Genomic DNA, 25,067 nt, shown 5'->3' with positions numbered 1-25,067 from the left:
CGCCGTTACTTGCTGCTTTGCAGGATCGCCATGGCCTGGCGTTCCATGAACTCGCCCAGGGTGTCGATGCCGCGCAGCTTCAGGATGGTATTGCGCACGGCGGCTTCGACCAGCACCGCCAGGTTGCGGCCCGCCGCCACTTGCAGCATGACCTTGCGCACCGGCAGGCCCAGCATGTCCTGGGTGATGTCCTGCAGTGGCAGGCGCTCGAACTTGTCCTGTGCCGTGGCGCGCACCAGGTGCACGATCAGCTTCAGGCGCATTTTGCGGCGCACCGAGGTCTCGCCGAAGATGGTGCGGATGTCGAGCAGGCCCAGGCCGCGCACTTCCAGCAGGTTCTGCAGCAGTTGCGGACAGTGGCCTTCGATCATGTTGGGCGCGGTGCGCGAGAATTCCACCGCATCATCGGCCACCAGGCCGTGGCCGCGCGAAATCAGTTCCAGCGCCAGTTCGCTCTTGCCCAGGCCCGATTCACCGGTGATCAGCACGCCCAGGCCCAGCACGTCCAGGAATACGCCGTGCACCGTGGTGGTGGGCGCCAGCTTCTTGCCCAGGTAGATGCGCAAGAGGTCGATCAGTTGCGCGGCCGCGACCGGCGTGGACAGCAGCGGCACCTGATGCTGGTCGCATTGGTCCACCAGGTCTTGGGGCGGCGTCAGGCCGTCGGCCAGCAGGATGGCCGGCACGCCGCCGATCAGCAGCTCGTCCATGTGGTGCATGCGGCGGCGCAGGTCGAAGCGGGTGTAGTACGCCAGTTCTTCCTGGCCGAACACCTGGATGCGCGACGGGTGGATCAGGTTCAAGTGCCCCACCAGGTCCGCGGCTGCCATGCCGTCGTCGGGAATTGCGCGGTCTGCGGCCCCTTGTCCGGAAATCCAGTTGAAGGGGATTTTGTCGGCGTTGTCGTCGACGAGTTCCTGCACCGTAAGCATGGCAGCGTTTCCGCGAGGGGTCAGAGTTGGCCGGTGGTAAGCATCTTGTGGACGATGGCCGGATCGGCCTCCGTGGCCAGGGCTTCACGCAATGCCTTGTTCGACATCAGTTGCGCCAGTTCAGCCAGGATATCCAGGTGTTGTTGCGTGGCGGTTTCCGGCACCAGCAGGCAGAGCAGCATCGAGACGGGTTGGCCATCGGGGGCGTCGAACGTGATGGGTTGCGCCAGGCGGATGAACGCGGCCAGCGCCTGCTCCAGGCCCTTTACGCGGCCATGGGGCACTGCCACGCCTTGGCCCAGGGCGGTCGAACCCAGGCGCTCACGTGCGAACAGACTGTCGAACACGAGCGCGCGTGCCAAGCCATGGTTGTTTTCAAAGAGAAGGCCAGCCTGTTCGAACGCGCGCTTCTTGCTCGTGGCGAGCATATCGAGGACGACGTTGCCGGCGGGAAGGATGCGCGACAAATGATTCATCGGACCATTATAGGGTTATATGACGCACTGCAAAAAATGCCGGACCAGGGTGCCTTGCGCGGCGGGCTTCGAGTGGCCCGGCTCGGCGCTTGCCAGGGCGGATGGGCCCCGGGGCGAGAGCGACAGCATAGACCGATCGCGGCGCGTTGTGGGCATTCTCGTGCACGAGGGTGTCGTTCGGGTGCCGGAGCAAGGCGATGTCGCGCGTCAGGGATGGGCGATGCGGAGTCGTCGACACACGTCGAGAATCGGGGACAAAAGATGGGGGCCAAGCGGGGAGGGGGACAGCGGGAGGGGAGTTTGCCGATGCCCCGGCTGGACGATTCGTCTAGCGGGACACCGGGACTTAGGCAGGATTCAAGAATCGCTGTTTAGCTTGGTTCTTACGTCGAGCGGATCATGAAGCGCGTTACTGCTGGGGTGGCGAGAGGCTCGCCGCTTGCCGCTTCACGGACTCGGCCGTGTGACTTCGTACCTTGTCCTTGTGCTTGATGACCTGACGGTCGACTTTGTCAGCAAGAAGGTCTATGGCCGCGTAGAGATTTTCATCGGTTGCTTCACAATGAATATCCTTGCCGCTAAGACGCATGGTGATTTCGGCTCTGTGCCGCAGGGGCTCTACTGAGAGCATGACCTGGGTATCGATGACGTGATCGAAATGCCGCAGCACTCGCGCCAATTTGTTCATGACATATTCCCGGATGGCCGGGGTGACGTCGAGGTGACGACCGCAGATGCTCAGGTTCATAGTGTGCTCTCCTTCTAAAAGAGGAAAAAATGGTGCGCAAAATGCGCGGTGGGGTCGTTAGGCGTTCTCCTTGTTTGAGAGGGTTCGTTTGGTACTAGTGTATAGACTCGGGCCGATAAAACAAGCTGACCTAGCGCAAGTTCATGGCATTTTTATGGCTGAGTCTCAGGGGGAGCTCCCAGGGGCCGGGATGGGCCTCTAGGGGCTTTCCCCAAGGCCTGTTACATGCGGAAGTGCTCGCCCAGGTAGACACGCCGCACGGCCGGATCGCCGACGATTTCGTCGGGGTGGCCGTCGGTCAGGACCTTGCCTTCGCTGATGATGTAGGCGCGGTCGCAGATGCCTAGCGTTTCGCGCACGTTGTGGTCGGTGATCAGCACGCCGATGCCGCGGCCCTTCAAGAAGCGCACGATGCGCTGGATTTCGATCACCGCGATGGGATCCACGCCGGCAAAGGGTTCGTCCAGCAGGATGAAGCGCGGGCTGGTGGCCAGCGCACGCGCGATTTCCACGCGGCGCCGTTCGCCGCCCGACAGCGAGATGGCGGCGTTGCTGCGGATATGGCCGATCTGCAGCTCTTCGAGCAGCAGTTCCATCTGCTCGTTGATCTTGGGCGTGGACAGCGGACGACCATCAGGCCCCAATTGCAATTCAAGCACCGCACGGATGTTCTGCTCGACCGTCAGGCGCCGGAACACCGAGGCGTCCTGGGGCAGGTAGGACAGCCCCATGCGGGCCCGCTTGTGGATCGGCATGGCGGTGATGACCGAGCCGTCGATCTCGATGCGGCCGGCGTCGGCCGGCACCAGGCCCACGATCATGTAGAAGCTGGTGGTCTTGCCGGCGCCGTTGGGGCCGAGCAAGCCGACCACTTCGCCGCTGACGACGGACAGGGACACGTCCTGCACCACGGTGCGGCCGTTGTAGGTCTTGCGCAAGCCGGTTGCGCGCAGGCTGCCCTGCTTGACGCCCGAAGGGGCGGAGGTCACAGGGGTCTGCACAGAGGGTTGGTTCATCGTGGCTGCGTATGGTGGGGCATGGGAGGCGCTTTAACGCCCTTTCTTCGATTCTTGCTGCTTGCGGCATTCCGCCACGGCGGCATCGGACTTGGCGCGCGGTTCGGCCACCGAGCGGACCCGTCCGCCCGCGGCGGCCGAATTCGGGCCGCCCTGGGCTTCGTAGGTGCCGCTCTTTTCGTTGTAGCGTACCCGTTCCCCGCGGATGGTGTCGAAAGGTTTGCCACAGACGTAACGCACGACCACGGCCTGGCCGATCAGGTCGAAGGTGCTCTTGGTGCCGTCGTATTCGGCGCGCAGGCCCTTGCCTTCGATCAGTTCGAAGGTTTCGGGGCGTTCCTGGCGGATGGTGACGACCTTGCCCTTGTTGGCCGTTGCGGTGCCGTACTGGTTGCCCGCGGCGTCTTCGCGCATTTCCAGCACGTCGGAGGTCAGCGTCATCAGGCCGCGCGTCATGTTGACGTTGCCGGTGAAGACGCTCTGCTTCTTGACGTCGTCGTAGTGCAGGGTGTCCGACAGGATCGTGGTGGTGGGTTCCTCGGCGGGCGCGGCCTTGGCCGCGCCGGCGGCCGGCTTGGGGTCGGCCGCGAGCGCCGGCGCAACCGCCGATGCCATCAGCAGCACCGCGCCCAGCAGGCGCGTGGTGGGGGCAATGCGAATCCGAAGGTCGGTCATGGTTTCTTCTGGTCAGAGGTGTTGGCAGGGATCTCGGTCTGGCGGCGCGACTTGTTTTCCGTGCCGGCGATTTCCACGTCGGTGGAGGCCGATACCTGCAGTTGGCGTGTCTTGTTGTTGTAGTGCATGCCCTTGCCGTTCATGCGCGAGCGTCCCTTGATGACCTCGGCCGGCAGGTCGGTGTAGACCACGTCGTCGTCGGGCAGCAGGATGAGCTGCTGGCTGCGCACGTCCAGCACGTCGTTGTTGGGATCAGGCTGGCGGTGCACGTGGGCGTCGCCATTCATGACGATGCGCTTGCCGCCCTGTTCCATGACGGCGGTCTTGGACACGCCCACGGTGATGGGGTTGGCTTCGCGTTGGCCGATGGCGCGCGGCTGGGTGATGTGATACGAATCGTCGTCCGGGAAATGCTCGGCGTATTCGCCTTCCAGGCGATTGATCGGACGGCCGGTGGGGTCGGTACGCAGCATCACGAAATTGCGCGACCAGGCGTCCATTTCGTGCGTGACGCGGCGCGGCGGATCCGTCTGGATGGCGCGCTGCGCGTAGTCGGCCGCCCAGTACGTGCTGGCGACGAGCACCAGCAGCAGGAACAGCGCGATCAGGGAAGGAAAACGATCTTTCATCAGGTCTGCCGGTGAGGGCGTGGTTAAGGACGCTTACTGGATGGCGCCCGGGCCGAGCAGGCCCGGCGAGGCCAGGAAGCCGCCCAGGCGGCCTTGCGAGGCCAGCAGCAGGTCGCAGCATTCGCGCACCGCCCCGCTGCCGCCGGGCTGGGTGGCGATCCAGTGGGCTGCCTGGCTGACGTAGCCCGGCGCGTTCGGCACGCTGGCGGCAAAGCCCGCGCGTTGCATGGCCGGCAGGTCGATGATGTCATCGCCCATGTAGCCGGTCTGGTTCAGTTGGACCGCGCTGCGCTGCGCAAGTTCGGCCAGCGCGGCGCCTTTGTCGCGCACGCCTTGCATGACCTCGGAAATGCCGAGTTCGGCCGCGCGGCGCGCCACGATGGGGCCGGAACGGCCGGTCATCAGGGCGATCTGCAGGCCGCCTTCCATCAGCAGACGCAGCCCATGGCCGTCCAGCACGTGGAAACGCTTGAGGGCTTCGCCGGTTTCACCGTAGTACAGGCTGCCATCGGTCAGCACGCCATCCACGTCGAAAACCATCAGGCGCACGGCGGCGGCGCGTTCGCGCACGGCCGGGGTGATACGGGCCAGGACCAGCGCTTCGGCCGGGTGGGTGATCGAAGGGGGAAGGGTCATAGTCATACCACTTTGGCGGCCATCAGGTCGTGCATATGCAGGGCGCCGAGCAGGGCGCCGTGGGCGTCCAGCACCAGCATGTGATTGAGTCGCTGGTCGTCCATCTGGCGGGCGGCCTCGACGGCCAGCGCGTCCGGATTGACGCTGCGGGGGGAGCGGGTCATGCCTTCGTCGACCGTCAGGCTGCGGATGTCGCCGTAGCGTGCGATCAGGCGGCGCAGGTCGCCATCGGTGAAGATGCCCAGCGGGCGGTGCCGGGCGTCGGTGACCACGGTCATGCCCATGCCCTTGGCGGACATGACCTCGAGGGCCTGCGACACCGGCGTGCCCGCCGCCACGATGGGCAGGGCGTCGCCCTGGCGCATGACGTCGCGCACGTGGGTCAGCAGGCGGCGGCCCAGCGCGCCGCCGGGGTGCGAGCGGGCGAAATCCTGCGGGCCAAAGCCGCGGGCCTCCAGGCAGGCCACGGCCAGGGCGTCGCCCAGGGCCAGGGCCGCAGTGGTGCTGGCGGTGGGGGCCAGGTTCAGCGGGCAGGCTTCCTGCGCCACGCTGGCGTCCAGATGGACGTCGGCCAGGCGGGCCAGCTCGGATTGCGGGTTGCCGGTGATGGCGACCAGACCCGCGCCCATGCGGCGCGCCACCGGCAGGATGGTCAGCAGTTCCTGGCCGGAGCCGGAATAAGAAATGGCGATCAGCACGTCGTCGCGGGTGATCATGCCCAGGTCGCCATGCACGGCCTCGGCGGCATGCACGAAGAAGGCAGGCGTACCCGTGGAGGCCAGGGTCGCGGCGATCTTGCGGGCGACATGGCCGGTCTTGCCGATGCCGCTGACGACCACGCGGCCGCGGCAGGCCAGCAGCATGGCGACCACCTGCGCGAAACTGTCGTCCAGGCGGGCGGCCAGGTCGAGGATGCCCTGGCTTTCGATTTGCAGCGTCCTGCGCGCAGATGCCAGCGCGGTGTCGGACGATGTAGTGGGATGGTCGGTCATCAGGGGATTTTAATATCAGGTTGCGGGTTTGCCCCGGGCAGGGGGGTATGGCATCCTGGCGGCTCTTTTATCCGGCTATCAATCTTTCCTTTCCAGGCCCGCTCCATGTCCAGCATTCCCAGCCCCGTCCTTGGCACGCCCCTGTCCCCCTTGGCCACCCGAGTCATGCTGCTCGGATCGGGCGAATTGGGCAAAGAGGTCATCATCGCCCTGCAAAGGCTGGGCGTGGAAGTCATTGCGGTGGACCGGTATGCGGACGCGCCAGGCCACCAGGTGGCGCACCGCGCCCATGTGGTGTCGATGACGGACCCGGAAGCCCTGAAACGGGTCATCCAGCAAGAGCAGCCGCACGTTATTGTCCCCGAAATCGAGGCCATTGCCACCAGTTTGCTGGTGGAACTGGAATCGGCGGGCGTGGCCCGGGTCACCCCGACCGCCCGGGCGGCCCAGCTGACCATGAACCGCGAAGGCATCCGCCGCCTGGCGGCCGAGACCCTGGGCCTGCCGACCTCGCCCTACCGTTTCGTGGATACCGAGGACGAACTGCGCCAGGCCATCGACGGCGGCATCGGCTATCCGTGCGTCATCAAGCCGGTCATGTCCTCGTCGGGCAAGGGCCAGTCGGTCATCAAGAGCGTGGACGACGTCGCGACCGCCTGGCGCTATGCCCAGGAAGGCGGCCGGGTGGGCGGGGGCCGTGCCATCGTCGAAGGCTTCATCCGCTTCGACTACGAAATCACCCTGCTGACCGTGCGCGCCCGTGGCGCGGACGGCCAGGTCGAGACCCGCTACTGCGAGCCCATCGGCCACAAGCAGGTCGACGGCGACTACGTCGAAAGCTGGCAGCCGCACCCGATGTCGCCCGCCGCGCTGGCGCGTTCGCGCGAGATCGCGCTGGCCGTCACGTCCGAACTGGGCGGCCTGGGCATTTTCGGCGTCGAGCTGTTCGTGGCCGGCGACCAGGTCTGGTTCTCGGAAGTCAGCCCGCGGCCGCACGACACCGGCATGGTCACCATGATCACCCAGGCCCAGAACGAATTCGAGCTGCACGCCCGCGCCCTGCTGGGGCTGCCGGTGGACACCTCGCTGCGCCAGCCCGGCGCCAGCAGCGTCATCTACGGCGGCGTCGATGCGCAGGCCGTGACGTTCCTCAACGTGGCGCAGGCGCTGGCCGAGCCGGGTACCGACATCCGCCTGTTCGGCAAGCCGGAGTCCTTCGTCAAGCGGCGCATGGGCGTGGGCCTGGCCGTGGCCGAGGACGTCGCCGCCGCGCGTGCCAAGGCCAAGCGCGTGTCGGCTGCCGTGACCGTCAAGGCCAGCTGACCGTTCCCTGGCCGGGCGCCGCAATGGCGCCCGGCAGTGCCTTATCTCGCCACCCGCCTGACCGGCCGGTGGCTTTTTTTCGTCGCGAGATTGCAACAAGCAGGCTCTACCTTGCAGGGCGGAACGCCAGATTTGCCTGCGCTTGCGGCAATACCCCTGAGACCAGTGTGGTTTGCGCTTTCGCACAGTTTGTTCGATAATTTCAGGAATTTCTGAAAACGGCGTAACTAGTTATATCCGACCATTCAGGTCGGGATTCGGCGCCGTGGTTGCTGACTGGCCGGGACTGCTCATGGTGCTTACCCCTCAAAACGAACGTTTCGTCCTGCATTTCGGCGAAATGGGCAGCCGTTGGGGCGTGAACCGCACCGTCGGCCAGATCTACGCCTTGCTGTTCCTGTCGCCCGAGCCCCTGCACGCCGACGACATTGCCGAAACGCTGGGCTTTTCGCGTTCCAACGTCAGCCTGGGCCTCAAAGAGTTGCAGTCCTGGCGCCTGGTCAAGCTGGTGCACCAGGTGGGCGACCGCCGCGACTACTTCGAGACCCCCAAGGATGTCTGGGAGATCTTCCGCATCCTCATGGAAGAAAAGCGCAAGCGCGAAATCGATCCCACCCTGACCCTGCTGCGCGACACCCTGCTCGAGCCCCCGTCGGGGCCCAACGAAGCCTATGCGCAGCAGCGCATGACCGAAATGCTGGAGCTCATCGAACTGTCCACCGGATGGTTCGATGAGGTTCAACGCCTGCCGCCCGAGACGCTGCAGAACCTGATGAAGCTGGGTTCTAAGGTGCAGAAAGTACTTGGATTCGCCGGCAAATTGCGGGGCAAGAGCTGATTTCGATCCGCCCCGATTTTTTCAGGAAACCTCTATGAAGTTGTATACATCGCCCGTATCATGGCGCGAGAGACGGCCTGGGAACCACGCCGGTTGCTGTGGCTACTCACCTGCCTGGGAGCGCCCCAATGATTGATCTCGACGTAGTGAACCTGTCGCGATTCCAGTTTGCCGCGACCGCGCTTTACCACTTCCTTTTCGTCCCTCTCACGCTTGGCCTGTCGTTCATCCTGGCCATCATGGAAAGCGTGTACGTCATGACTGGCCGCCCCATCTGGAAGCGGATGACCATGTTCTGGGGCACGCTGTTCGGCATCAACTTCGCGCTGGGCGTGGCCACGGGCGTGGTCATGGAGTTCCAGTTCGGCATGAACTGGTCTTACTACAGCCACTACGTGGGCGATATCTTCGGTGCGCCGCTGGCGCTCGAAGGGTTGATGGCCTTCTTCCTGGAAGCCACCTTCGTCGGCCTGTTCTTCTTCGGCTGGAACCGCATGTCCAAGGTCAGCCACCTGGTGGTGACCTGGCTGGTGGCGTTCGGTACCAACTTCTCGGCGCTGTGGATCCTGATCGCCAACGGCTGGATGCAGAACCCGGTCGGGTCCGTGTTCAATCCGGACACGATGCGCATGGAAATGACCGACTTCGCCGCGGTGATCTTCAACCCGGTGGCCCAGGCCAAGTTCGTGCACACGGTCAGCGCGGGCTACGTGGCCGGCGCCATGTTCGTCATGTCGATCAGCGCCTGGTACCTGCTCAAGGGCCGTCACACCGACCTGGCCAAGCGCTCGATGGCGGTGGCGGCCAGTTTCGGCCTGGCGTCCGCGCTGTCGGTGGTCGTGCTGGGCGACGAAAGTGGCTATCTCACGACCGAACACCAGAAGATGAAGATCGCGGCCATGGAGTCCATGTGGCACACCGAGCCTGCGCCGGCATCCTTCAACCTGATCGCGATCCCCAACCAGGCCGAGCGCAAGAACGACTTCGCCATCGAGATCCCGTACGTCATGGGCATCATCGGCACGCGTTCGCTCACGACGCCGCTGCTGGGTATCGACGACCTGATCCTGCGTGCCGAAAACCGCATCCGCGACGGCATGGTGGCGTACGACGCCCTGCAGAAGATCCGCGCCAATCCCAAGGATACCGATGCGCGCATGGTGTTCGACCGCACCTGGCCGGACCTGGGCTACGCGCTGCTGGTCAAGCGGCACCAGCCCGACATGAGCAAGGTCACCGAAGACGACATCAAGAAGGCGGCCATCGACACCGTGCCGAACGTGGCGCCGCTGTTCTGGGCGTTCCGCATCATGGTGGCCGTGGGCATGTACCTGATCCTGTTCTTCGGCGTGGCGTTCTGGCTGGCCTCGCGCGGTCGGCTCGACAGCCGGCGTGGCCTGCTGAAGGTGGCGCTGTGGAGCCTGCCGCTGCCGTGGGTGGCGATCGAAAGCGGCTGGTTCGTGGCCGAATACGGCCGCCAACCCTGGGTGATCGAAGGCGTGCTGCCGACGTACTACGCGGCATCGGGCCTGACCATCGCCGACCTGGCCATCAGCCTGGCGATCTTCCTGGTGTTGTACACGGTGCTGCTCATCATCGGCGTGAAGGTGATGCTGCACGCGATCAAGGCCGGACCGAAATCCGACGCGCCTGCGCCCGCCGGCGCCGCCGCCGATCCTGTCCGCGCCGCCGTGCGCGCTTAAGGGGAGAGAAGCAATGGATACCCTTATTCCTTTCGACTACGCCACCTTGCGGGTGGTCTGGTGGGCCCTGCTGGGTGCGCTGTTGATCGGCTTTGCCGTCATGGATGGTTTTGACCTGGGCGTGGCGGCGCTGCTGCCCGTCGTGGCCAAGACCGACGCCGAGCGCCGGGTCGTCATCAACGTTGTCGGCCCCGTCTGGGAAGGCAACCAGGTGTGGCTGATCACCGCCGGCGGTGCCATTTTCGCCGCCTGGCCCTTGCTGTACGCCGCGTCGTTCTCGGGCTTCTACCTGGCGATGATGCTGGCGCTGATCGCGCTGATCCTGCGTCCGGTGGGCTTCAAGTACCGCAGCAAGATGGAAGGTACCCGCTGGCGCAATACCTGGGACGGCGTGCTGTGCTTTTCTGGCGTCGTGGCTTCGCTGGTGTTCGGCGTGGCGGTCGGCAACATCATCCTGGGCGTGCCCTTCACGTTCGACGGCAACGCGCTGCGCATGGTCTACCAGGGCCATTTCTACCAGCTGTTCACGCCGTTTGCGCTGTTGTGCGGCGTGCTGAGCGTGGTGATGCTGGCCATGCACGGCGCCGTGCTGCTGGCATGGCGTACCGAAGACCCGATCTCGTCGCGGGCCCGCAACTGGGGCCGTCTGGGTGCGCTGCTGACGCTGGCGCTGTTCATCGCGGGCGGCTTCTGGGTGGCCGGCGGCATTGGCGGCCATGCCATCACCAGCGCGGTCGACATGCAAGGTCCGTCGGACCCGATGCTCAAGACGGTAGCCGTGCAGACGGGCGCCTGGATGGCCAACTACGCCACCTGGCCGCTGATGTGGATCGCGCCCATCCTGGGCGTGGCCGGCGCGGTGCTGGTGCTGCTGTTCCTGACGCTGCGCGCCAACGTGCTGTCGTTCCTGGCGTCGTCGGTGTCGATTGCGGGTGTCATCCTGACCGTGGGCTTTTCGCTGTTCCCGTTCCTGATGCCGTCGTCGACCAACCCCAAGGCCGGCCTGACGGTCTGGGACGCATCGTCCAGCCACATGACGCTGTGGATCATGGTGATCGCCGTTGTCATCTTCCTGCCGATCGTGACGCTCTACACCGCCTGGGTGTACCGCGTCATGCGCGGCAAGGTGACCCATGCATCCGTGGGCGACACGCCCAACTCATACTGACAAGGAGCCTGCCCCATGTGGTATTTCTCGTGGATACTCGGCCTGGGATTGGCGTGTGCGTTCGCCATTCTCAACGCAATGTGGTTCGAGCTGCGCGAAGGTCACTCGCATGACCCGCGCGCCAGCCGTGAAGACGAGTGAGCGGCGGCGCTAGCAGCCTCGAGCACGACCCTTCGGCAAGCCTGCGCAAGCCGCCGCGCGAGCAATCGCGCTGGCTGATGTCCCTGGCCCGGGCGGCCCGGTTTCCGCTGCTGTTGGCGGGAGCCGCGCCGCTGGTGTCGGGCGTGTTGCTGGTGGTGCAGGCCTGGCTGCTGGCCAATGTGCTCGATGCGGCCATTACCCGGCAGGTGCCGCGCCAGGAACTGCTCTTCGGCATCCTGGCCATTGCGGTCCTGATGGGCGTGCGCGCCTGCATCACCTGGCTGGGCGAGCGCGCGGGGGCCGATGCTTCCGAACGCATCAAGCGCCACGTGCGCCAGGCCTTGTTCACCCGCTTGCTGGACAAAGGCCCCGACTGGAGCCGCAGAAAGGCCTCGGGCGAAATCGCCAGCGCGCTCGTCGACCAGGTCGAGGCCCTGGACGGATTCTTCGCCAAATACCTGCCGGCCATGGCCGCGGCCGCACTGCTGCCCGTGGCTTTTGCCGTGGTGCTCTTGCCCGTGGACGTGGTGGCAGGCCTGGTGCTGCTGATCACGGCCCCCTTGATTCCGCTGTTCATGGCCCTGGTGGGGTGGGGGGCGCAGGGTGCCAGCCGCCGGCACCTGCGGGCGTTTGCGCGCCTGTCGGGTTTTTTCGCCGACCGGTTGCGCGGCCTGTCCACCTTGAAGCTCTACGGCCGCGCCGAAGCCGAGGCGGCCTCGGTCGCCGCGGCCAGCGACGCGCTGCGCCAGCGCACGATGTCGGTGCTGCGCATCGCCTTCCTGTCGTCCGCGGTGCTGGAATTCTTCGCCGCGCTGGGTGTGGCGGGCGTGGCCGTCTATATCGGCCTGACCTACCTGGGCTTCCTGGACGTGCGCTGGTCGCCGCTGACGCTGCAGGCCGGGCTGTTCTGCCTGCTGATGGCGCCGGAGGTCTATGCGCCGCTGCGCCAGTTCGCGGCCCATTACCATGATCGCGCCGCGGCGCTGGCCGCGGTGACGCAGATCGCCACGCTCTTTGACGGGTTGCCGCAAGACGACGCGGTCAAGGCCGAACACGCGGCTGCCGCGCTTGTGGCATCCGGCGGCGCCCCATTGATGGTGGCCGGCTTGTCCGTGGCCGCGCCCGGCCGGCCGCAACGGGTGCTAGCGAATGCGGATCTGTCGCTCAACGCAGGTGAGCACGTGGCGCTGATGGGCGAAAGCGGCATCGGCAAGTCGACGCTGATCGAAGCCATTGCCCGCCTGCGGCCCTGTACCGGCGACGTGCGGATCGACGGCACGACCCTGGCCGAATGGCGCGAAGCCGACCTGCGCGCGCGCGTGGCGCTGATCGGCCAGAAGCCGCAGTTGCTGGCAGGGTCCATCGCCGACAACATCCGGCTGGGTCGTCCGGCCGCGTCCGACGCCGAGGTGCTCGAGGCCGCCCGCCGAGCCTGTGTGCTGGAATTCGCGGACAGTCTGCCGCAAGGCCTGGCGACGCCGCTGGGCAGCCGGGGGCACGGTCTGTCGGGCGGCCAGGCGCAACGCGTGGCGCTGGCGCGGCTGTTCCTGCGCGACCCGGGCCTGATCCTGCTGGACGAGCCCACGGCTCATCTGGACGAGGCGACGCAAGCGCGCGTGCTCGATGAAATCCTGGCGTTCGCCGCTGGCCGCACATTGCTGCTGGCCACGCATTCTCCCGCCGTCGCGGGGCGGTTCGCGCGCGTGCTGCGCATTGCCGACGCGAAAGTGAAAGACGCATGAAGAACCTGTTGTTGCTCCTGCCCTTGTATGTACGCCGCAAGAGCGGGCTGCTGCTTGCCTTGTTCTGTGCCCTGGCGACCGTAGCCGCCGGCGTGGGGCTGCTGGGCGTGTCGGGCTGGTTCCTGACCGGCGCGGCGCTGGCCGGCGCTGGCGGCGCATTCAACCTGTTCGCGCCCTCCGCGCTGGTGCGCGGGCTGTCATTCCTGCGCATCGTGTCGCGCTATGCGGATCGGGTGGTGGGGCATTCGGCCACGCTGCGCCTTCTGGCAGACCTGCGCGGAACGGTATTCAACGCCTTGATCCGGCTGACGCCGCGCCAACTGGCCCGTTACCGCAGCGGTGACCTGGTGGCCCGCATGACGGGTGACGTCGATGCGCTCGATACGGTGTTCCTGTTCGTGCTGGCGCCGTTGGCCACGGCCATCCTGGCCGGCGCGATCCTGACCGCAGTGCTGGGCTACTGGGTGCCGGCGGCGGCGCTGACGTTCGCGCTGGCCCTGCTGACGGCCTGCCTGCTGGTGCCGCTGTGGCTGGTGCGCGCGGCCCGCAAGCCCGGTGCGGCTGCGCAGGAAAGCGCGGCAGGGCTGCGCGCGGCCACGCTGGATGCGGTGGATGGTCACGCCGACATGGTTGCATTGCACGCGCAGGCCCAGACCTGCACGCATTTCGAACGGCTGTGCGCCGCCAGCGCGAAGGCGCGCGCCAGCCAGGCGCGGGTGGCGGCGCGCGGTCAGTGGTTCCTGCAGATCGCGGCCGGGCTGTCGGTGCTGGCGTTGTTGTGGTTCGGCCTGGATACGTATGCCGCGGGCAGGATCGAGGGGCCGCTGCTGGTCGGTTTGCTGCTGGCGGTCATCGGTATCTTCGAAGTCGCCGGCCCCATCATGCGTGGCGCCTCGCGCATGGGATCGGCGCTGTCGGCCGCCGCGCGCATCCGTGACGTGACGCAGCGCGAGCCGGACATGGCGGACCCGGCTGTGCCCCACCCGCTGCCGCTGCGCGGCGCGCTGGAACTGGAAGGCGTCGATTTTTCCTATCCGGCTCGCACGCATGGTCAACCCGTACCCGTGCTGCGTGATCTGCGCCTGGCGGTGGCGCCCGGCGAACGCGTGGCGATCGTGGGCGAGAGCGGCGCGGGAAAATCCACGCTGCTGAACCTGTTGTTGCGCCTGGAAGATCCTCAGCGGGGCCAGGTGCGTTTTGCCGGCGTGGACGCGCGGGCGTGCGCCCAGGCGGATTGGCATCGACGCATCGCGCTGCTGTCGCAGGACGCGCCGGTATTCCTGGGCACGCTGCGCACCAACCTGCTGATCGGCGATCCCCAGGCGGACGACGCGGCGTTGTGGCGCGCACTCGATGCCGCGCGCCTCGGCGAGTTCGTGCGCGGCCTGCCCGACGGCCTGGACACCTGGGCGGGCGAAACCGGCTCGCAGCTGTCGGCGGGCCAGGCGCGGCGCCTGTGCCTGGCCCGTGCGCTGCTGTCACCGGCCGCGGTCATTGTGCTGGACGAACCGACGGCGGGACTGGACGCGGCCGTCGAGGCGCAATTCCTGACTGACCTGGGCCAGGCGGTGCAGGGACGCACCGTGGTGCTGGCGACGCATGCGGCCCTGCCGCCCGGCGCCGTCGACCGCCGCTATGCGTTACGCGACGGGCGGCTTCATGAATTGTCATCCCTGGCGGCAATCCTGGCTTAAGCGCGGTGGCAAGGTTATAGTTCGCCTTGCTTCAATTCTTCAGGGCCGTCTTACCATGCAGACCGACAACGCCGAGTACATCCGGCGCACTATCCGCAGCGTTCCAGACTGGCCCCAACCTGGTGTCATTTTTCGCGACATCACGCCCGTGCTGCAGGATCCTCGCGCATTCCGGGTGCTGATCGATCTCTTCGTCTACCGTTACATGCGCCAGCGCCTGGATCTGGTCGCGGGTGTGGATGCGCGCGGCTTCATCATCGGCAGCGTGCTGGCCTATGAACTGAACCTGGGTTTCGTGCCGGTACGCAAGAAGGGCAAGCTGCCTTACCGCACGGTGGCCGAGGAATACTCACTGGAATACGGCAATGCGTCGGTCGAGATGCACACCGATTCGGTGCGCACCGGCCAACGCGTCCTGCTGGTCGACGACCTGATCGCCACGGGGGGCACCATGCTGGCGGCCATCAAGCTGCTGCAGCGCCTGGGCGCCAACGTGGTCGAGGCCGCCGCCATCATCGACTTGCCTGACCTGGGTGGATCTGCCAAGGTCGCGGCGACCGGCACGCCGCTCTACACCGTCTGTAAGTACGACAGCCAGACGGCGTAGTTCATTCGGCACGTCCGGGGCGTCAGTGCTCAGCCGTCCGACAGCCGCGGCTGGATGAAGTCCAGGAACGCCTTGGTCTTGGCCGGCAGCATGCGCGACGGCAGCAAGGCAAACAAGGGCAGGGGGGTCAGGCTCCATTCGGGCAGCACCCGCACCAGGCCTGCCTGGTTGATCGCCCGTTCCATCGCTTCGAACACCAACAGCGGCGTGATGCCCAGGCCTTGCCCGGCCAATCGCCCCAGCATGCCGACGTTGTTGGCCGACAGTCGGCCGGACACCTGCACGCGTTCGACCTTCTCGCCCGAATGCAGCATCCAGAAGGATGACTCGTCACGCATGGTGGGGCGCAGGCATTCGTGGTGGGTGAGGTCGGCGGGTACCCGCGGTTCGCCGTGGCGGGCCAGGTAGTCGGGCGAGGCGTACAGCTGGTGGGCCATCAACACGATCTTGCGCGAGATCAGGCTGGAATCGGGCTGCTGGCCAAAGCGCAGGATCAGGTCGAACGGGTTGCTGATCGGATCGATCGGCCGCATGCTCAAGTCGAAATCGCACTCGATGTCGGGATGCTGTTCGCGAAACTCTCGGATCACCGCAGGCAGGAATAGCTGCGCCAGGCTGGTCGGCAGTGAAATGCGCAGGCGGCCCTTGGGCTGTACCGCCATGTCCAGCAACTGGTCGTGTGCGATGCGGGCTTCTTCGACGATGTGGCGGCAGCGCTCGAAATAGATGGCGCCCGCCTCGGTCAGGTCGATTTTGCGGGTGCTGCGGTTGAGCAGGCGCATTCCGACGCTGCGTTCCAGCTCGCTGACACGGCGTGACAGCGTAGAGGTCGGAATATTCAAGGCCTCGGCGGCATGGCTGAAGTTCTTGCGCTTGGCGACTTCGACAAACAACGCGATGTCGTTAAGCTGGATATCCATGAGGCCCTCGAAAGTCAAAATTCCATTTCTGGCAGGTTTGTATCATAAATGGAATTATTATCCCGGCAGTGGAAATGTCTATTTAGCCACGCTGAATGCGCCTTGCGCAGCGGGGCAAGTTCATTTTTCGTTACCTGGCTGGCATCTTGCTGAATGCCGACGCGCCTCGACCCGAACCGCTGCCTCGGGGCAATTGCGCAATTGATGAGCAGGATGCGTCGGATACAGCGTGCAATTGTCCCATCAGTGCAAATATGTTCACCAAAATAAGGGTTTTTACTGAGGCCTAATAACCAGATACTTCATCCCAGCAATCAAATTGTCATATCGCAGCAGCCGTCCCGGCCGCCGACGGTATGCAAGGTTTAGGATGGAGTCATCACAATGAAAGCCCTAGCTACCGCACTCATGGTTACCGCAACGCTGGTGGGCATGTCCGCCGCCCACGCCGACGGCAAGACCCGCGAACAGGTCCAGCAGGAACTGCAGGCCGCCAAGGCCGCAGGCCAGGTCACGTCCGGCGAACTGGATTACCCGCCCGCCACGGTGCAGCGCACCAGCCTGTCGCGCGAACAAGTCCAGCAGGAACTGCAAAGCGCCAAGGTTGCCGGCCAGGTCACCAGCGCCGAGCTGGATTACCCGCCTCGCGCCGCCGCGCCGGAATCGGTGGGCAAGACCCGCGAACAAGTCCGCGACGAACTGGCCCGCGCCAAGGCCAGCGGCGAATACACCTTTGGCGAACTCGACTATCCGCCCAAGGGCCGTTGAGTCGACGCTGCCGAGGCAGATCGGATAGAACCCCTGGCGTGACCAGGGGTTTTTTGTCCCGGCAGTGCAGGACGATACGGCGCAGGATGTCGCGTTTATGCCGCAAAAACTGTGCGGCCGGCGCAACAAGTGATGTCGTGGCACGCGCCGCCATGCGCGCGTCCGACACGGTGGGCGCCTCAATTGCGAGTAAGAATTCACATTTGATATCAAGGCGTTATCGCGGATTCTCGGCAGCCTTGTGGCGCTGTGCGGCGGGCATTATCCCACCCATGGAAAGTTGTTCGTCGAAATCCGGGTTACTTCAAATTGTTCCAAGATCGAAACTAGATTCAGTGCACAGGCCGCTCGCTTTTTCGTAGCGGCCCGCCACCCCGGCGGCTTTCGCCGTGCGGTGGCGGATTGCCTTTTATCTTGCCATTTTGGGGACTTTTATGAAGAAGACGCTATTGGCCGTCGCGTTGCTGGCCGGCTCTGCCGGTGCTGCGCAAGCCGCCGACTCCGTGACGCTGTACGGCTTGATCGACGCCGGTGTCGGCTACGAGCAGGTGAAGTTCGACGGCGCCAAGCAAAGCCGTTTTGGTGGCACGCAGGGCGTGAGCAGCGGCTCGCGTTTCGGCCTGCGCGGCTCGGAAGACCTGGGCGACGGCTTGCGCGCCGTGTTCAACCTGGAAGCCGGTTTTGGCCCGATGAATGGCCAATCGCTGCAGAATGGCCGCCTGTGGGGCCGCCAAGCCACCGTGGGCCTGGACAGCGACAGCTGGGGCCGCCTGGAATTCGGCCGCCAGACCAACCTGGCCTCGAAGTACTTCGGTTCGATCGACCCGTTCTCGATCAGCTACAACACCGCCAACCTGGGTACCACGTTCGGCAGCGCCAACACGATGCGCCTGGACAACATGGTCCTGTACCAAACCCCCAGCATGGGCGGTTTCAAGGCCGGTGTGGGCTACTCGTTCAGCGCCGACGACAGCGTCAATGATTCGAAGCAGACCGGCTTTGCCACGGGCAACAACAACCGTGTCATCACCGCAGGCGTGCAATACCTGAATGGCCCGCTGAACCTGGCGGCCGCGTATGACCGTTTCGATCCGTCCAACGATCGCGCTGGCGGCCAGTCGAATGCCCGCATCCAGGAATACATCATCGGCGGTTCGTACGACTTTGAAGTGGTGAAGCTGGCTGCCGCCTTTGGCCAGACCCGCGACGGCTGGTTCATCGGTCAGAACATGGGCACCACGCCGGACGGCATGCAGAAGCTGGGTTCGTTCAAGCTGGCTGATGGTTTCCGCGCCAACTCGTACATGATCGGCGCTACCGTGCCGCTGGGTCGCCACGCGGTGTTCGGTTCGTGGCAGCGCGCCACGGCCAGCAACGACAAGCTGACCGGCGACGATGCGACGTTCAACGTCTACAGCCTGGGCTACACCTACGACTTCACCAAGCGCACCAACCTGTACGCGTACGCCTCGTATGGCGACAACTACGCGTTCCAGAAGGATGCGCGCGACACCGCCTTCGCGGTGGGTGTGCGTCACCGGTTCTAAGCCAAAGCCGGTCCGGCTGCACCTTGCTGAATGCGCGGCACATCTCCGTGAGCCGCCGAGTGACAGCGAGCCCCCCCTTCAGGTTGCAGCCGGGCGGGTCTTGAGCAAAGAAGGGAAGGGCCTCCATCGGGAGGCCCTCTCGTTTTCCCTGTGCGAAAAAGGCGCTACAGGAACAGTTTGTAGGCCGGGTTGTCGGTCTCGTTCCAGTGCGGATAGCCCAGTTCGGCTACGAAGTGGCGGAACTGTTTCTTGTCGGCCGCCGGCACCTGGATGCCGATCAGGATGCGGCCATAGTCGGCACCCTGGTTGCGGTAGTGGAACAGGCTGATGTTCCAGTCGGGATTCATCGCGTTCAGGAAACGCATCAGCGCGCCCGGGCGTTCCGGGAATTCGAAGCGGTACAGAAGCTCGTCGCGCGCCTGCGCCGAACGGCCGCCGACCATGTGGCGCAAGTGCGTCTTGGCCATTTCGTCATGCGTCAGGTCCAGCGTGTCGAAACCGTGGCGGCGAAAGTGGCTGGCGATCTTGTCGGGTTCGGCCGGCGACGAGACTTGCAGGCCGACGAACACATGGGCGCGGTCGGAATCGGAAATGCGGTAGTTGAATTCGGTCACGCTGCGCTCGCCCACCAGTTCGCAGAAGCGGCGGAAGCTGCCGCGCTGCTCGGGCATGGTGACGGCGAAGACGGCTTCGCGCATCTCGCCGACCTCGGCGCGCTCGGCCACGAAGCGCAGGCGGTCGAAGTTCATGTTGGCGCCGCAGGCGATGGCGACCAGGGTCTTGCCCTTCAGGTTGTGCTCGGCGGCGTACTGCTTGGCGCCGGCCACGGCCATGGCGCCGGCCGGTTCCAGCACGCTGCGGGTGTCCTGGAATACGTCCTTGATGGCGGCGCAGATCGAATCGGTGTCCACCACCACGAAATCGTCGACGTACTTGCGCGTGAGCTTGAAGGTTTCGGCGCCGACCATCTTGACTGCCGTGCCGTCGGAAAACAGCCCCACGTCGTTCAACTGTACCCGGCGGCCGGCGCGCACGCTGCGCAGCATGGCGTCGGAGTCTTCGGTCTGCACGCCGATGATCTTGATCTCAGGGCGCAGCTGCTTGATGTACGCCGCCACGCCCGCGATCAGGCCACCGCCGCCGATAGCCACGAAGATGGCGTCGATGGGACCGGGGTGCTGGCGCAGGATTTCCATGCCCACCGTGCCCTGGCCGGCGATCACGTCGGGATCGTCGAAGGGGTGCACGAAGGTCAGTTTTTCTTTCTTTTCCAGCACTTGCGCATGGGCGTAGGCGTCGGAAAAGCTCTCGCCGGCCAGCACCACTTCGCCGCCCAGGCGTCGCACCGCGTCGACCTTGACCTGCGGGCTGGTGGTGGGCATGACGATGACGGCGCGGCATCCCAGGCGGGTGGCGGCCAGCGCCACGCCCTGTGCATGGTTGCCGGCCGAGGCCGCGATGACGCCGCGGTTGCGCGCCGCGGGCGTCAGGTTGGCCATCTTGTTGTAGGCCCCGCGCAGCTTGAAGCTGAAGACCGCCTGGGTATCTTCGCGCTTGAGCAGAATCGTGTTCGACATACGCTGCGACAGCAGCGGCGCGGCTTCGAGCGGCGATTCGACCGCGACGTCGTAGACCTTCGAGGTCAGGATGCGTTTCAGGTAATCAGTGGACATGGACTGCGCTTGGGGTAGGGGCCAGAAAGGAGGGCCGCGAGGGCGTGGGGCTGATTATTGCAGGGAAAGCCGGGCCGGCCCGCGATTTCGCGGCGGATCGCCACGCATCGGACACGCTTGGCAGGCCGGCCAGGGCCGCGCCGCGGCTACACTCATAGCCCTATGGAAGAAAGCCTTCTCTTTGCCGTTCACTGGCTGCTGGACCTGTTGGCCTTGCCCTCGGTGGGCCTGTCCGCCATTTTTGCCGTCTCGTTGATCTCGGCCACCTTGCTGCCGCTGGGGTCCGAACCGGCGGTGTTCGGCTACATCAAGCTGTCGCCGGACATGTTCTGGGCGGCGATCCTGGTGGCGACGGTGGGCAACACCATCGGCGGGGCGATCAGCTACGCGATGGGGTTAGGGGCTGAAAAGGCGGTCCACCGCTGGAAGGACAAGCATCCGTCTGGAAAGGACCCCCACCCGAATGCCACCGCAGATGGCCGCATGCGTGGCCGCTGGAACGAACGGGCCCACGCCTGGATCCACCGCATGGGGCCGCCGGCTTTGCTGCTGTCGTGGCTGCCGGTGGTGGGCGATCCGCTGTGCGCCGTGGCCGGCTGGCTGCGGCTGCCGTTCTGGCCGTGCGTGGCCTTCATGGCGATCGGCAAGTTCCTGCGCTACCTGGCCATGACCGCCAGCCTGTTGTGGCTGTTTCCGGGGCAGGTCTAGGGCTGACGGCCTCCTTAATTGGGGACGTATTTTGTCCGAATATTCCTGTTTTCGAGCGCTTCCCTGGGGGTATTCGGGGGCAGTTCCGGCCAATGGCATAAAATAATTTTTTAAGGGCCCCCTCTTGCCGCCATGAACGCCCCACTCGCTAGCCACATCTTGAACGGGGCGATGCCGCCCGCCGCTCCCGCGCGACTGCGCGAAATTCCCTACAACTACACGTCGTTTTCCGATCGCGAGATCGTCGGCCGGCTGCTGGGCGAAGACGCCTGGAGCCTCCTGGGCGACCTGCGCGGCGAACGCCGCACGGGGCGTTCCGCGCGGATGCTGTACGAGGTGCTGGGCGACATCTGGGTGGTACGCCGCAATCCGTACCTGCAGGACGACCTGCTCGACAACCCCAAGCGCCGCAAGCAGCTGATCGATGCGCTGCACCACCGGCTGGGCGAAATCGACCGCCGCCGCGAACCCGGTGCACCCGCCGAAGCCGGCCACGACCCGCACCGCGACGAAAAGGTCGTGGGCCTGTTGGCCCGGGCGCGTTCGGCCATTGCCGCGTTCGAAGGGGAATTCGACCAGACCGCCATGTTGCGCAAGCAGGCGCAAAAGGTGCTGGGCCGCATCACGGCGCGCGACAACATCAAGTTCGACGGCCTGTCGCGCGTGTCGCACGTCACCGACGCCACCGACTGGCGGGTCGAGTACCCGTTCGTGGTGCTGACGCCGGACACCGAAGACGAGATCGCCGCGCTGGTGACGGCCTGTATCGAATTGGGCCTGACCATCGTGCCGCGCGGCGGTGGCACCGGCTATACCGGCGGTGCGATTCCGCTGACCTGGAAGTCGGCAGTCATCAATACCGAGAAATTCGACAAGCTGGGCAAGGTCGAGTCCTGTATCTTGCCCGGGCTGACCGAACCCGTGGCGGTCATCCACGCCGGCGCCGGCGTGGTCACCAAGCGCGTGTCCGAAGCCGCCGAGGCGGCCGGCTTCGTGTTCGCCGTGGACCCGACCTCGGCCGAAGCCTCGTGCGTGGGCGGCAACATCGCCATGAACGCCGGCGGCAAGAAGGCCGTGCTGTGGGGCACCGCGCTGGACAACCTGGCCTGGTGGCGCATGGTCGACCCGGACGGCAACTGGCTGGAAGTCACGCGCCTGGCGCACAACATGGGCAAGATCCACGACGTGGACGTGGCCCGCTTCGAACTCAAGTGGTTCGACGGCCGCGGCAAGCCTGGCGAGCGCCTGCTCAAGACCGAGACCCTGGACATCGCGGGCCGCGTGTTCCGCAAAGAAGGCCTGGGCAAGGACGTCACCGACAAGTTCCTGGCCGGCCTGCCGGGCATCCAGAAAGAAGGCTGCGATGGGCTGATCACGTCGGCGCGCTGGGTGCTGCACCGCATGCCCAAGCACACCCGCACCGTCTGCATGGAATTCTTCGGCCAGGCGCGCGACGCCATCCCGTCGATCGTCGAGGTCAAGGGCTACCTGGACGGCGAAGGCCGCGCCCGCGGCGCCATCCTGGCCGGCCTGGAACACCTGGACGAACGCTATCTGCGCGCGGTGGGCTACGCCACCAAGAGCAAGCGCGGCTCGCTGCCCAAGATGGTCCTGATCGGCGACATCGTCGGTGACGACGAAGATGCCGTGGCGGCCGCCGCCAGCGAAGTGGTGCGCCTGGCCAACACGCGCCATGGCGAAGGTTTCGTGGCGGTCAGCGCCGAGGCCCGCAAGAAATTCTGGCTCGATCGTTCGCGCACCGCCGCCATCGCCCGCCACACCAACGCCTTCAAGATCAACGAAGACGTCGTGATTCCGCTGCCCCGCATGGGCGAGTACACGGATCACATCGAACGCATCAACATCGAACTGTCGACCCGCAACAAGCTGCGGCTGCTCGACGCGCTGGACGACTACCTCTGTACGCCGCTGCCGGTGGGCAAGGCGGAAGACGCGTCCGACGATGACGAAACCCGTGCCCAGGTGCTGGCCGAGCGCACCCGCCAGGCCATCGACCTGCTGGCCGCGGCGCGCCAGCGCTGGCAGTGGCTGCTGGACAACCTGGACCTGCCGCTGGCGCAAGCCATGCCGCAACTGGACGGCCTGGGCCTGTCGCCCCTGGCCGCCACGCTGGCCGAGCGCCTGACGACCCAGCCGCAGGCGCGCGTCTTCGACGTGGTGCAAGACCGCACGATCCGCGTGTCCTGGAAGACCGAGGTGCTGGCCGGCCTGCAGGCCGCGTTCTCGGGCGCGGCGCGCAAGCCCATCCTGGACGAACTGATCGCCATCCACGGCCGGGTGCTCAAGAGCCGCGTGTTCGTGGCGCTGCACATGCACGCGGGCGACGGCAACGTGCACACCAACATCCCGGTCAACTCCGACGACTACGGCATGCTGCAAGAGGCCCACCAGGCCGTCGAGCGCATCATGCAGATCGCGCGCGACCTGGACGGCGTGATCTCGGGCGAACACGGCATCGGCCTGACCAAGTACGAATTCCTGACCGAAGCCGAACTGAAGCCGTTCCAGGACTACAAGCGCCGCGTCGACCCCAACGGCCACTTCAACGCCGGCAAGCTGATGCCGGGCGCCGACCTGCGCCATGCCTGGACGCCCAGCTTCAACCTGATGGGCCACGAGTCGCTGATCATGCAGCAAAGCGACATCGGCGCCATCTCGGATTCCATCAAGGACTGCCTGCGCTGCGGCAAGTGCAAGCCGGTGTGCGCGACCCACGTGCCGCGCGCCAACCTGCTGTATTCGCCTCGCAACAAGATCCTGGCGACTTCGCTGCTGGTCGAAGCCTTCCTTTACGAAGAGCAGACCCGCCGCGGCGTCAGCCTGAAGCACTGGGAAGAATTCGAAGACGTGGCCGACCACTGCACGGTCTGCCACAAGTGCTACAACCCCTGTCCGGTCGACATCGACTTCGGCGACGTGTCGATGAACATGCGCGCCGTGCTGCGCCGCATGGGCCGCAAGTCGTTCAACCCGGGCACGGCCAGCGCCATGTTCTTCCTGAACGCCAAGGACCCGGCCACCATCAACGCCACGCGCAAAGCCATGGTGGGGGTGGGGTACAAGGTGCAGCGCGCCGCGCATGACCTGCTGTCGGGCCTGGTCAAGAAGCAGACGGCCGCGCCGCCCGCCACCGTGGGCAAGCCGCCGCTGCGCGAGCAGGTGGTGCACTTCGTCAACAAGAAGATGCCGGGCGGGCTGCCCAAGCAGGCCGCGCGCAAGCTGCTGGACATCGAAGACGCCAACTACGTGCCGATCATCCGCGACCCCAAGGCCACGACGGCCGATACGGAAGCGGTGTTCTATTTCCCGGGTTGCGGGTCCGAGCGCCTGTTCTCGCAGGTGGGCCTGGCAACGCAGGCCATGCTGTGGCATGCCGGCGTGCAGACCGTGCTGCCGCCGGGCTACCTGTGCTGCGGCTATCCGCAGCGCGGCAACGGCATGACCGACAAGGCCGAGCAGATCATCACCGACAACCGGGTGCTGTTCCACCGGGTTGCCAACACGCTGAACTACCTGGACATCAAGACGGTGGTGGTCAGCTGCGGCACCTGCTATGACCAGCTCTCGGGTTACGAGTTCGACAAGATCTTCCCGGGCTGCCGCCTGATCGACATCCACGAGTACCTGCTCGAAAAGGGCATCAAGCTTGAAGGGGCCAAGGGCGTGCGCTACATGTACCACGACCCCTGCCACACGCCCATGAAGCTGCAGGACCCGATGAAGACCGTGCGGTCGCTGGTGGGCGACGGCGCGGTCAAGAGCGACCGCTGCTGCGGCGAATCGGGCACGCTGGCGGTCAGCCGGCCCGACATCTCCACGCAGGTGCGCTTTCGCAAGCAGGAAGAGCTCTTGAAGGGCGATGCCGCGCTGCGCAGCGACGGCTTCACCGGCGACATCAAGGTCCTGACTTCGTGCCCGTCGTGCCTGCAAGGCCTGTCGCGCTATGAAGGCGACACCGGCATGGACGCCGACTACATCGTGGTCGAAATGGCGCGCCACATCCTGGGCGAAGGCTGGATGGAAGACTACGTGCGCCGCGCCAATGCGGGCGGCATCGAGCGCGTGCTGGTGTAGTGACTGGGTGTCGCCTGGCCATCGGCCGGGCGGCCC

The 25,067-nt window shown here is 65.6% G+C and carries 22 protein-coding genes; 12 read left to right on the top strand and 10 right to left on the bottom strand.

Annotation, left to right across the window (positions count from 1 at the left end; all coding sequences use genetic code 11):
* Nucleotides 1-5: 5 nt before the first annotated feature.
* The 8 genes from hprK to ACUDP5_RS27800 all read right to left on the bottom strand — a co-directional run bounded on the left by hprK (nucleotide 6) and on the right by ACUDP5_RS27800 (nucleotide 6,104).
* On the bottom strand, nucleotides 6-932 hold the full coding sequence (hprK, locus tag ACUDP5_RS27835) for an HPr(Ser) kinase/phosphatase (protein ID WP_006216298.1): 927 nt from the start codon (nucleotides 930-932) through the stop codon (nucleotides 6-8).
* A 20-nt stretch (nucleotides 933-952) separates the two neighbouring features.
* Entirely contained in the window at nucleotides 953-1,408 is a 456-nt protein-coding gene (locus ACUDP5_RS27830; RefSeq protein ID WP_006224727.1) for a PTS sugar transporter subunit IIA, read from the bottom strand.
* 409 nt (nucleotides 1,409-1,817) lie between these two features.
* A complete protein-coding gene (gene hpf, locus ACUDP5_RS27825; RefSeq protein WP_025141030.1) occupies nucleotides 1,818-2,156 on the bottom strand; it encodes a ribosome hibernation-promoting factor, HPF/YfiA family in 339 nt (112 codons plus the stop codon).
* A 221-nt stretch (nucleotides 2,157-2,377) separates the two neighbouring features.
* The gene (gene lptB / locus ACUDP5_RS27820) at nucleotides 2,378-3,172 is read right to left on the bottom strand and encodes an LPS export ABC transporter ATP-binding protein (protein WP_025141031.1); all 795 of its coding nucleotides are present in this window, start codon (nucleotides 3,170-3,172) and stop codon (nucleotides 2,378-2,380) included.
* Between the two features lie 33 nt (nucleotides 3,173-3,205).
* Complete coding sequence (gene lptA, locus ACUDP5_RS27815; protein ID WP_445657772.1) at nucleotides 3,206-3,847, bottom strand: lipopolysaccharide transport periplasmic protein LptA; 642 nt, start codon at nucleotides 3,845-3,847, stop codon at nucleotides 3,206-3,208.
* Entirely contained in the window at nucleotides 3,844-4,476 is a 633-nt protein-coding gene (lptC, locus tag ACUDP5_RS27810) for an LPS export ABC transporter periplasmic protein LptC (RefSeq protein ID WP_263914854.1), read from the bottom strand. The genes lptA and lptC overlap by 4 nt, the downstream gene beginning before the upstream one ends.
* Nucleotides 4,477-4,509: 33 nt before the next feature.
* Complete coding sequence (locus ACUDP5_RS27805) at nucleotides 4,510-5,118, bottom strand: HAD hydrolase family protein (protein WP_263914855.1); 609 nt, start codon at nucleotides 5,116-5,118, stop codon at nucleotides 4,510-4,512.
* Nucleotides 5,115-6,104, bottom strand: coding sequence for a KpsF/GutQ family sugar-phosphate isomerase (locus ACUDP5_RS27800; RefSeq protein WP_263914856.1), 990 nt, complete (start codon nucleotides 6,102-6,104; stop codon nucleotides 5,115-5,117). Before ACUDP5_RS27800 ends, ACUDP5_RS27805 begins: the two co-directional genes overlap by 4 nt.
* A 105-nt stretch (nucleotides 6,105-6,209) precedes the next feature.
* On the opposite strand from ACUDP5_RS27800, the gene purT reads away from it, so the two are divergent.
* From purT to ACUDP5_RS27760, 8 genes are all read left to right on the top strand, one after another.
* The gene (gene purT / locus ACUDP5_RS27795; protein WP_445657771.1) at nucleotides 6,210-7,427 is read left to right on the top strand and encodes a formate-dependent phosphoribosylglycinamide formyltransferase; all 1,218 of its coding nucleotides are present in this window, start codon (nucleotides 6,210-6,212) and stop codon (nucleotides 7,425-7,427) included.
* Nucleotides 7,428-7,719: 292 nt separating this feature from the next.
* A complete protein-coding gene (locus ACUDP5_RS27790; protein WP_025141037.1) occupies nucleotides 7,720-8,265 on the top strand; it encodes a GbsR/MarR family transcriptional regulator in 546 nt (181 codons plus the stop codon).
* Nucleotides 8,266-8,393: 128 nt separating this feature from the next.
* Nucleotides 8,394-9,968, top strand: a complete 1,575-nt coding sequence (locus ACUDP5_RS27785; RefSeq protein WP_445657770.1) for a cytochrome ubiquinol oxidase subunit I — start codon at nucleotides 8,394-8,396, stop codon at nucleotides 9,966-9,968.
* 13 nt (nucleotides 9,969-9,981) lie between these two features.
* On the top strand, nucleotides 9,982-11,136 hold the full coding sequence (gene cydB, locus ACUDP5_RS27780) for a cytochrome d ubiquinol oxidase subunit II (protein WP_263914859.1): 1,155 nt from the start codon (nucleotides 9,982-9,984) through the stop codon (nucleotides 11,134-11,136).
* Nucleotides 11,137-11,151: 15 nt separating this feature from the next.
* The gene (gene cydX / locus ACUDP5_RS27775) at nucleotides 11,152-11,277 is read left to right on the top strand and encodes a cytochrome bd-I oxidase subunit CydX (protein ID WP_025141040.1); all 126 of its coding nucleotides are present in this window, start codon (nucleotides 11,152-11,154) and stop codon (nucleotides 11,275-11,277) included.
* Complete coding sequence (gene cydD / locus ACUDP5_RS27770) at nucleotides 11,274-13,019, top strand: thiol reductant ABC exporter subunit CydD (protein ID WP_445657769.1); 1,746 nt, start codon at nucleotides 11,274-11,276, stop codon at nucleotides 13,017-13,019. Before cydX ends, cydD begins: the two co-directional genes overlap by 4 nt.
* Nucleotides 13,016-14,713 (top strand): thiol reductant ABC exporter subunit CydC, encoded by a 1,698-nt coding sequence (gene cydC / locus ACUDP5_RS27765; protein ID WP_445657768.1) that lies wholly within the window; start codon nucleotides 13,016-13,018, stop codon nucleotides 14,711-14,713. Before cydD ends, cydC begins: the two co-directional genes overlap by 4 nt.
* A 55-nt stretch (nucleotides 14,714-14,768) precedes the next feature.
* Complete coding sequence (locus ACUDP5_RS27760; protein ID WP_263914862.1) at nucleotides 14,769-15,320, top strand: adenine phosphoribosyltransferase; 552 nt, start codon at nucleotides 14,769-14,771, stop codon at nucleotides 15,318-15,320.
* 29 nt (nucleotides 15,321-15,349) lie between these two features.
* On the opposite strand, the gene ACUDP5_RS27755 is transcribed toward ACUDP5_RS27760, so the two are convergent.
* A complete protein-coding gene (locus tag ACUDP5_RS27755; protein ID WP_263914863.1) occupies nucleotides 15,350-16,240 on the bottom strand; it encodes a LysR family transcriptional regulator in 891 nt (296 codons plus the stop codon).
* 384 nt (nucleotides 16,241-16,624) lie between these two features.
* On the opposite strand from ACUDP5_RS27755, the gene ACUDP5_RS27750 reads away from it, so the two are divergent.
* Both ACUDP5_RS27750 and ACUDP5_RS27745 read left to right on the top strand, forming a co-directional pair.
* Nucleotides 16,625-17,008: a DUF4148 domain-containing protein gene (locus ACUDP5_RS27750; RefSeq protein ID WP_263914864.1), complete on the top strand. Its 384-nt coding sequence runs from the start codon at nucleotides 16,625-16,627 to the stop codon at nucleotides 17,006-17,008.
* Nucleotides 17,009-17,442: 434 nt separating this feature from the next.
* A complete protein-coding gene (locus ACUDP5_RS27745; protein WP_263914865.1) occupies nucleotides 17,443-18,555 on the top strand; it encodes a porin in 1,113 nt (370 codons plus the stop codon).
* Nucleotides 18,556-18,719: 164 nt separating this feature from the next.
* Here the strand turns inward: ACUDP5_RS27745 and ilvA are convergent, their stop codons facing one another.
* On the bottom strand, nucleotides 18,720-20,228 hold the full coding sequence (gene ilvA / locus ACUDP5_RS27740) for a threonine ammonia-lyase, biosynthetic (protein ID WP_263914866.1): 1,509 nt from the start codon (nucleotides 20,226-20,228) through the stop codon (nucleotides 18,720-18,722).
* A 162-nt stretch (nucleotides 20,229-20,390) separates the two neighbouring features.
* Here ilvA and ACUDP5_RS27735 point away from each other — a divergent pair, with 162 nt between their 5' ends.
* Complete coding sequence (locus ACUDP5_RS27735) at nucleotides 20,391-20,936, top strand: YqaA family protein (RefSeq protein ID WP_263914867.1); 546 nt, start codon at nucleotides 20,391-20,393, stop codon at nucleotides 20,934-20,936.
* 132 nt (nucleotides 20,937-21,068) lie between these two features.
* Nucleotides 21,069-25,031 (top strand): FAD/FMN-binding oxidoreductase, encoded by a 3,963-nt coding sequence (locus tag ACUDP5_RS27730; RefSeq protein WP_263914868.1) that lies wholly within the window; start codon nucleotides 21,069-21,071, stop codon nucleotides 25,029-25,031.
* Nucleotides 25,032-25,067: the final 36 nt, after the last annotated feature.

Source organism: Achromobacter sp. NCFB-sbj8-Ac1-l (genome assembly GCF_052695805.1).
The sequence above is the reverse complement of the archived record's forward strand: the minus strand, read 5'-3'. Positions and strand labels throughout refer to the sequence as shown.

Bases quoted from the DNA above. Each gene is read 5' to 3' on its own strand.
- hprK (WP_006216298.1), bottom strand. From the start codon at position 932: ATGCTTACGGTGCAGGAACTCGTCGACGACAACGCCGACAAAATCCCC.
- ACUDP5_RS27830 (WP_006224727.1), bottom strand. From the start codon at position 1,408: ATGAATCATTTGTCGCGCATCCTTCCCGCCGGCAACGTCGTCCTCGAT.
- hpf (WP_025141030.1), bottom strand. From the start codon at position 2,156: ATGAACCTGAGCATCTGCGGTCGTCACCTCGACGTCACCCCGGCCATC.
- lptB (WP_025141031.1), bottom strand. From the start codon at position 3,172: ATGAACCAACCCTCTGTGCAGACCCCTGTGACCTCCGCCCCTTCGGGC.
- lptA (WP_445657772.1), bottom strand. From the start codon at position 3,847: ATGACCGACCTTCGGATTCGCATTGCCCCCACCACGCGCCTGCTGGGC.
- lptC (WP_263914854.1), bottom strand. From the start codon at position 4,476: ATGAAAGATCGTTTTCCTTCCCTGATCGCGCTGTTCCTGCTGCTGGTG.
- ACUDP5_RS27805 (WP_263914855.1), bottom strand. From the start codon at position 5,118: ATGACTATGACCCTTCCCCCTTCGATCACCCACCCGGCCGAAGCGCTG.
- ACUDP5_RS27800 (WP_263914856.1), bottom strand. From the start codon at position 6,104: ATGACCGACCATCCCACTACATCGTCCGACACCGCGCTGGCATCTGCG.
- purT (WP_445657771.1), top strand. From the start codon at position 6,210: ATGTCCAGCATTCCCAGCCCCGTCCTTGGCACGCCCCTGTCCCCCTTG.
- ACUDP5_RS27790 (WP_025141037.1), top strand. From the start codon at position 7,720: ATGGTGCTTACCCCTCAAAACGAACGTTTCGTCCTGCATTTCGGCGAA.
- ACUDP5_RS27785 (WP_445657770.1), top strand. From the start codon at position 8,394: ATGATTGATCTCGACGTAGTGAACCTGTCGCGATTCCAGTTTGCCGCG.
- cydB (WP_263914859.1), top strand. From the start codon at position 9,982: ATGGATACCCTTATTCCTTTCGACTACGCCACCTTGCGGGTGGTCTGG.
- cydX (WP_025141040.1), top strand. From the start codon at position 11,152: ATGTGGTATTTCTCGTGGATACTCGGCCTGGGATTGGCGTGTGCGTTC.
- cydC (WP_445657768.1), top strand. From the start codon at position 13,016: ATGAAGAACCTGTTGTTGCTCCTGCCCTTGTATGTACGCCGCAAGAGC.
- ACUDP5_RS27760 (WP_263914862.1), top strand. From the start codon at position 14,769: ATGCAGACCGACAACGCCGAGTACATCCGGCGCACTATCCGCAGCGTT.
- ACUDP5_RS27755 (WP_263914863.1), bottom strand. From the start codon at position 16,240: ATGGATATCCAGCTTAACGACATCGCGTTGTTTGTCGAAGTCGCCAAG.
- ACUDP5_RS27750 (WP_263914864.1), top strand. From the start codon at position 16,625: ATGAAAGCCCTAGCTACCGCACTCATGGTTACCGCAACGCTGGTGGGC.
- ACUDP5_RS27745 (WP_263914865.1), top strand. From the start codon at position 17,443: ATGAAGAAGACGCTATTGGCCGTCGCGTTGCTGGCCGGCTCTGCCGGT.
- ilvA (WP_263914866.1), bottom strand. From the start codon at position 20,228: ATGTCCACTGATTACCTGAAACGCATCCTGACCTCGAAGGTCTACGAC.
- ACUDP5_RS27735 (WP_263914867.1), top strand. From the start codon at position 20,391: ATGGAAGAAAGCCTTCTCTTTGCCGTTCACTGGCTGCTGGACCTGTTG.
- ACUDP5_RS27730 (WP_263914868.1), top strand. From the start codon at position 21,069: ATGAACGCCCCACTCGCTAGCCACATCTTGAACGGGGCGATGCCGCCC.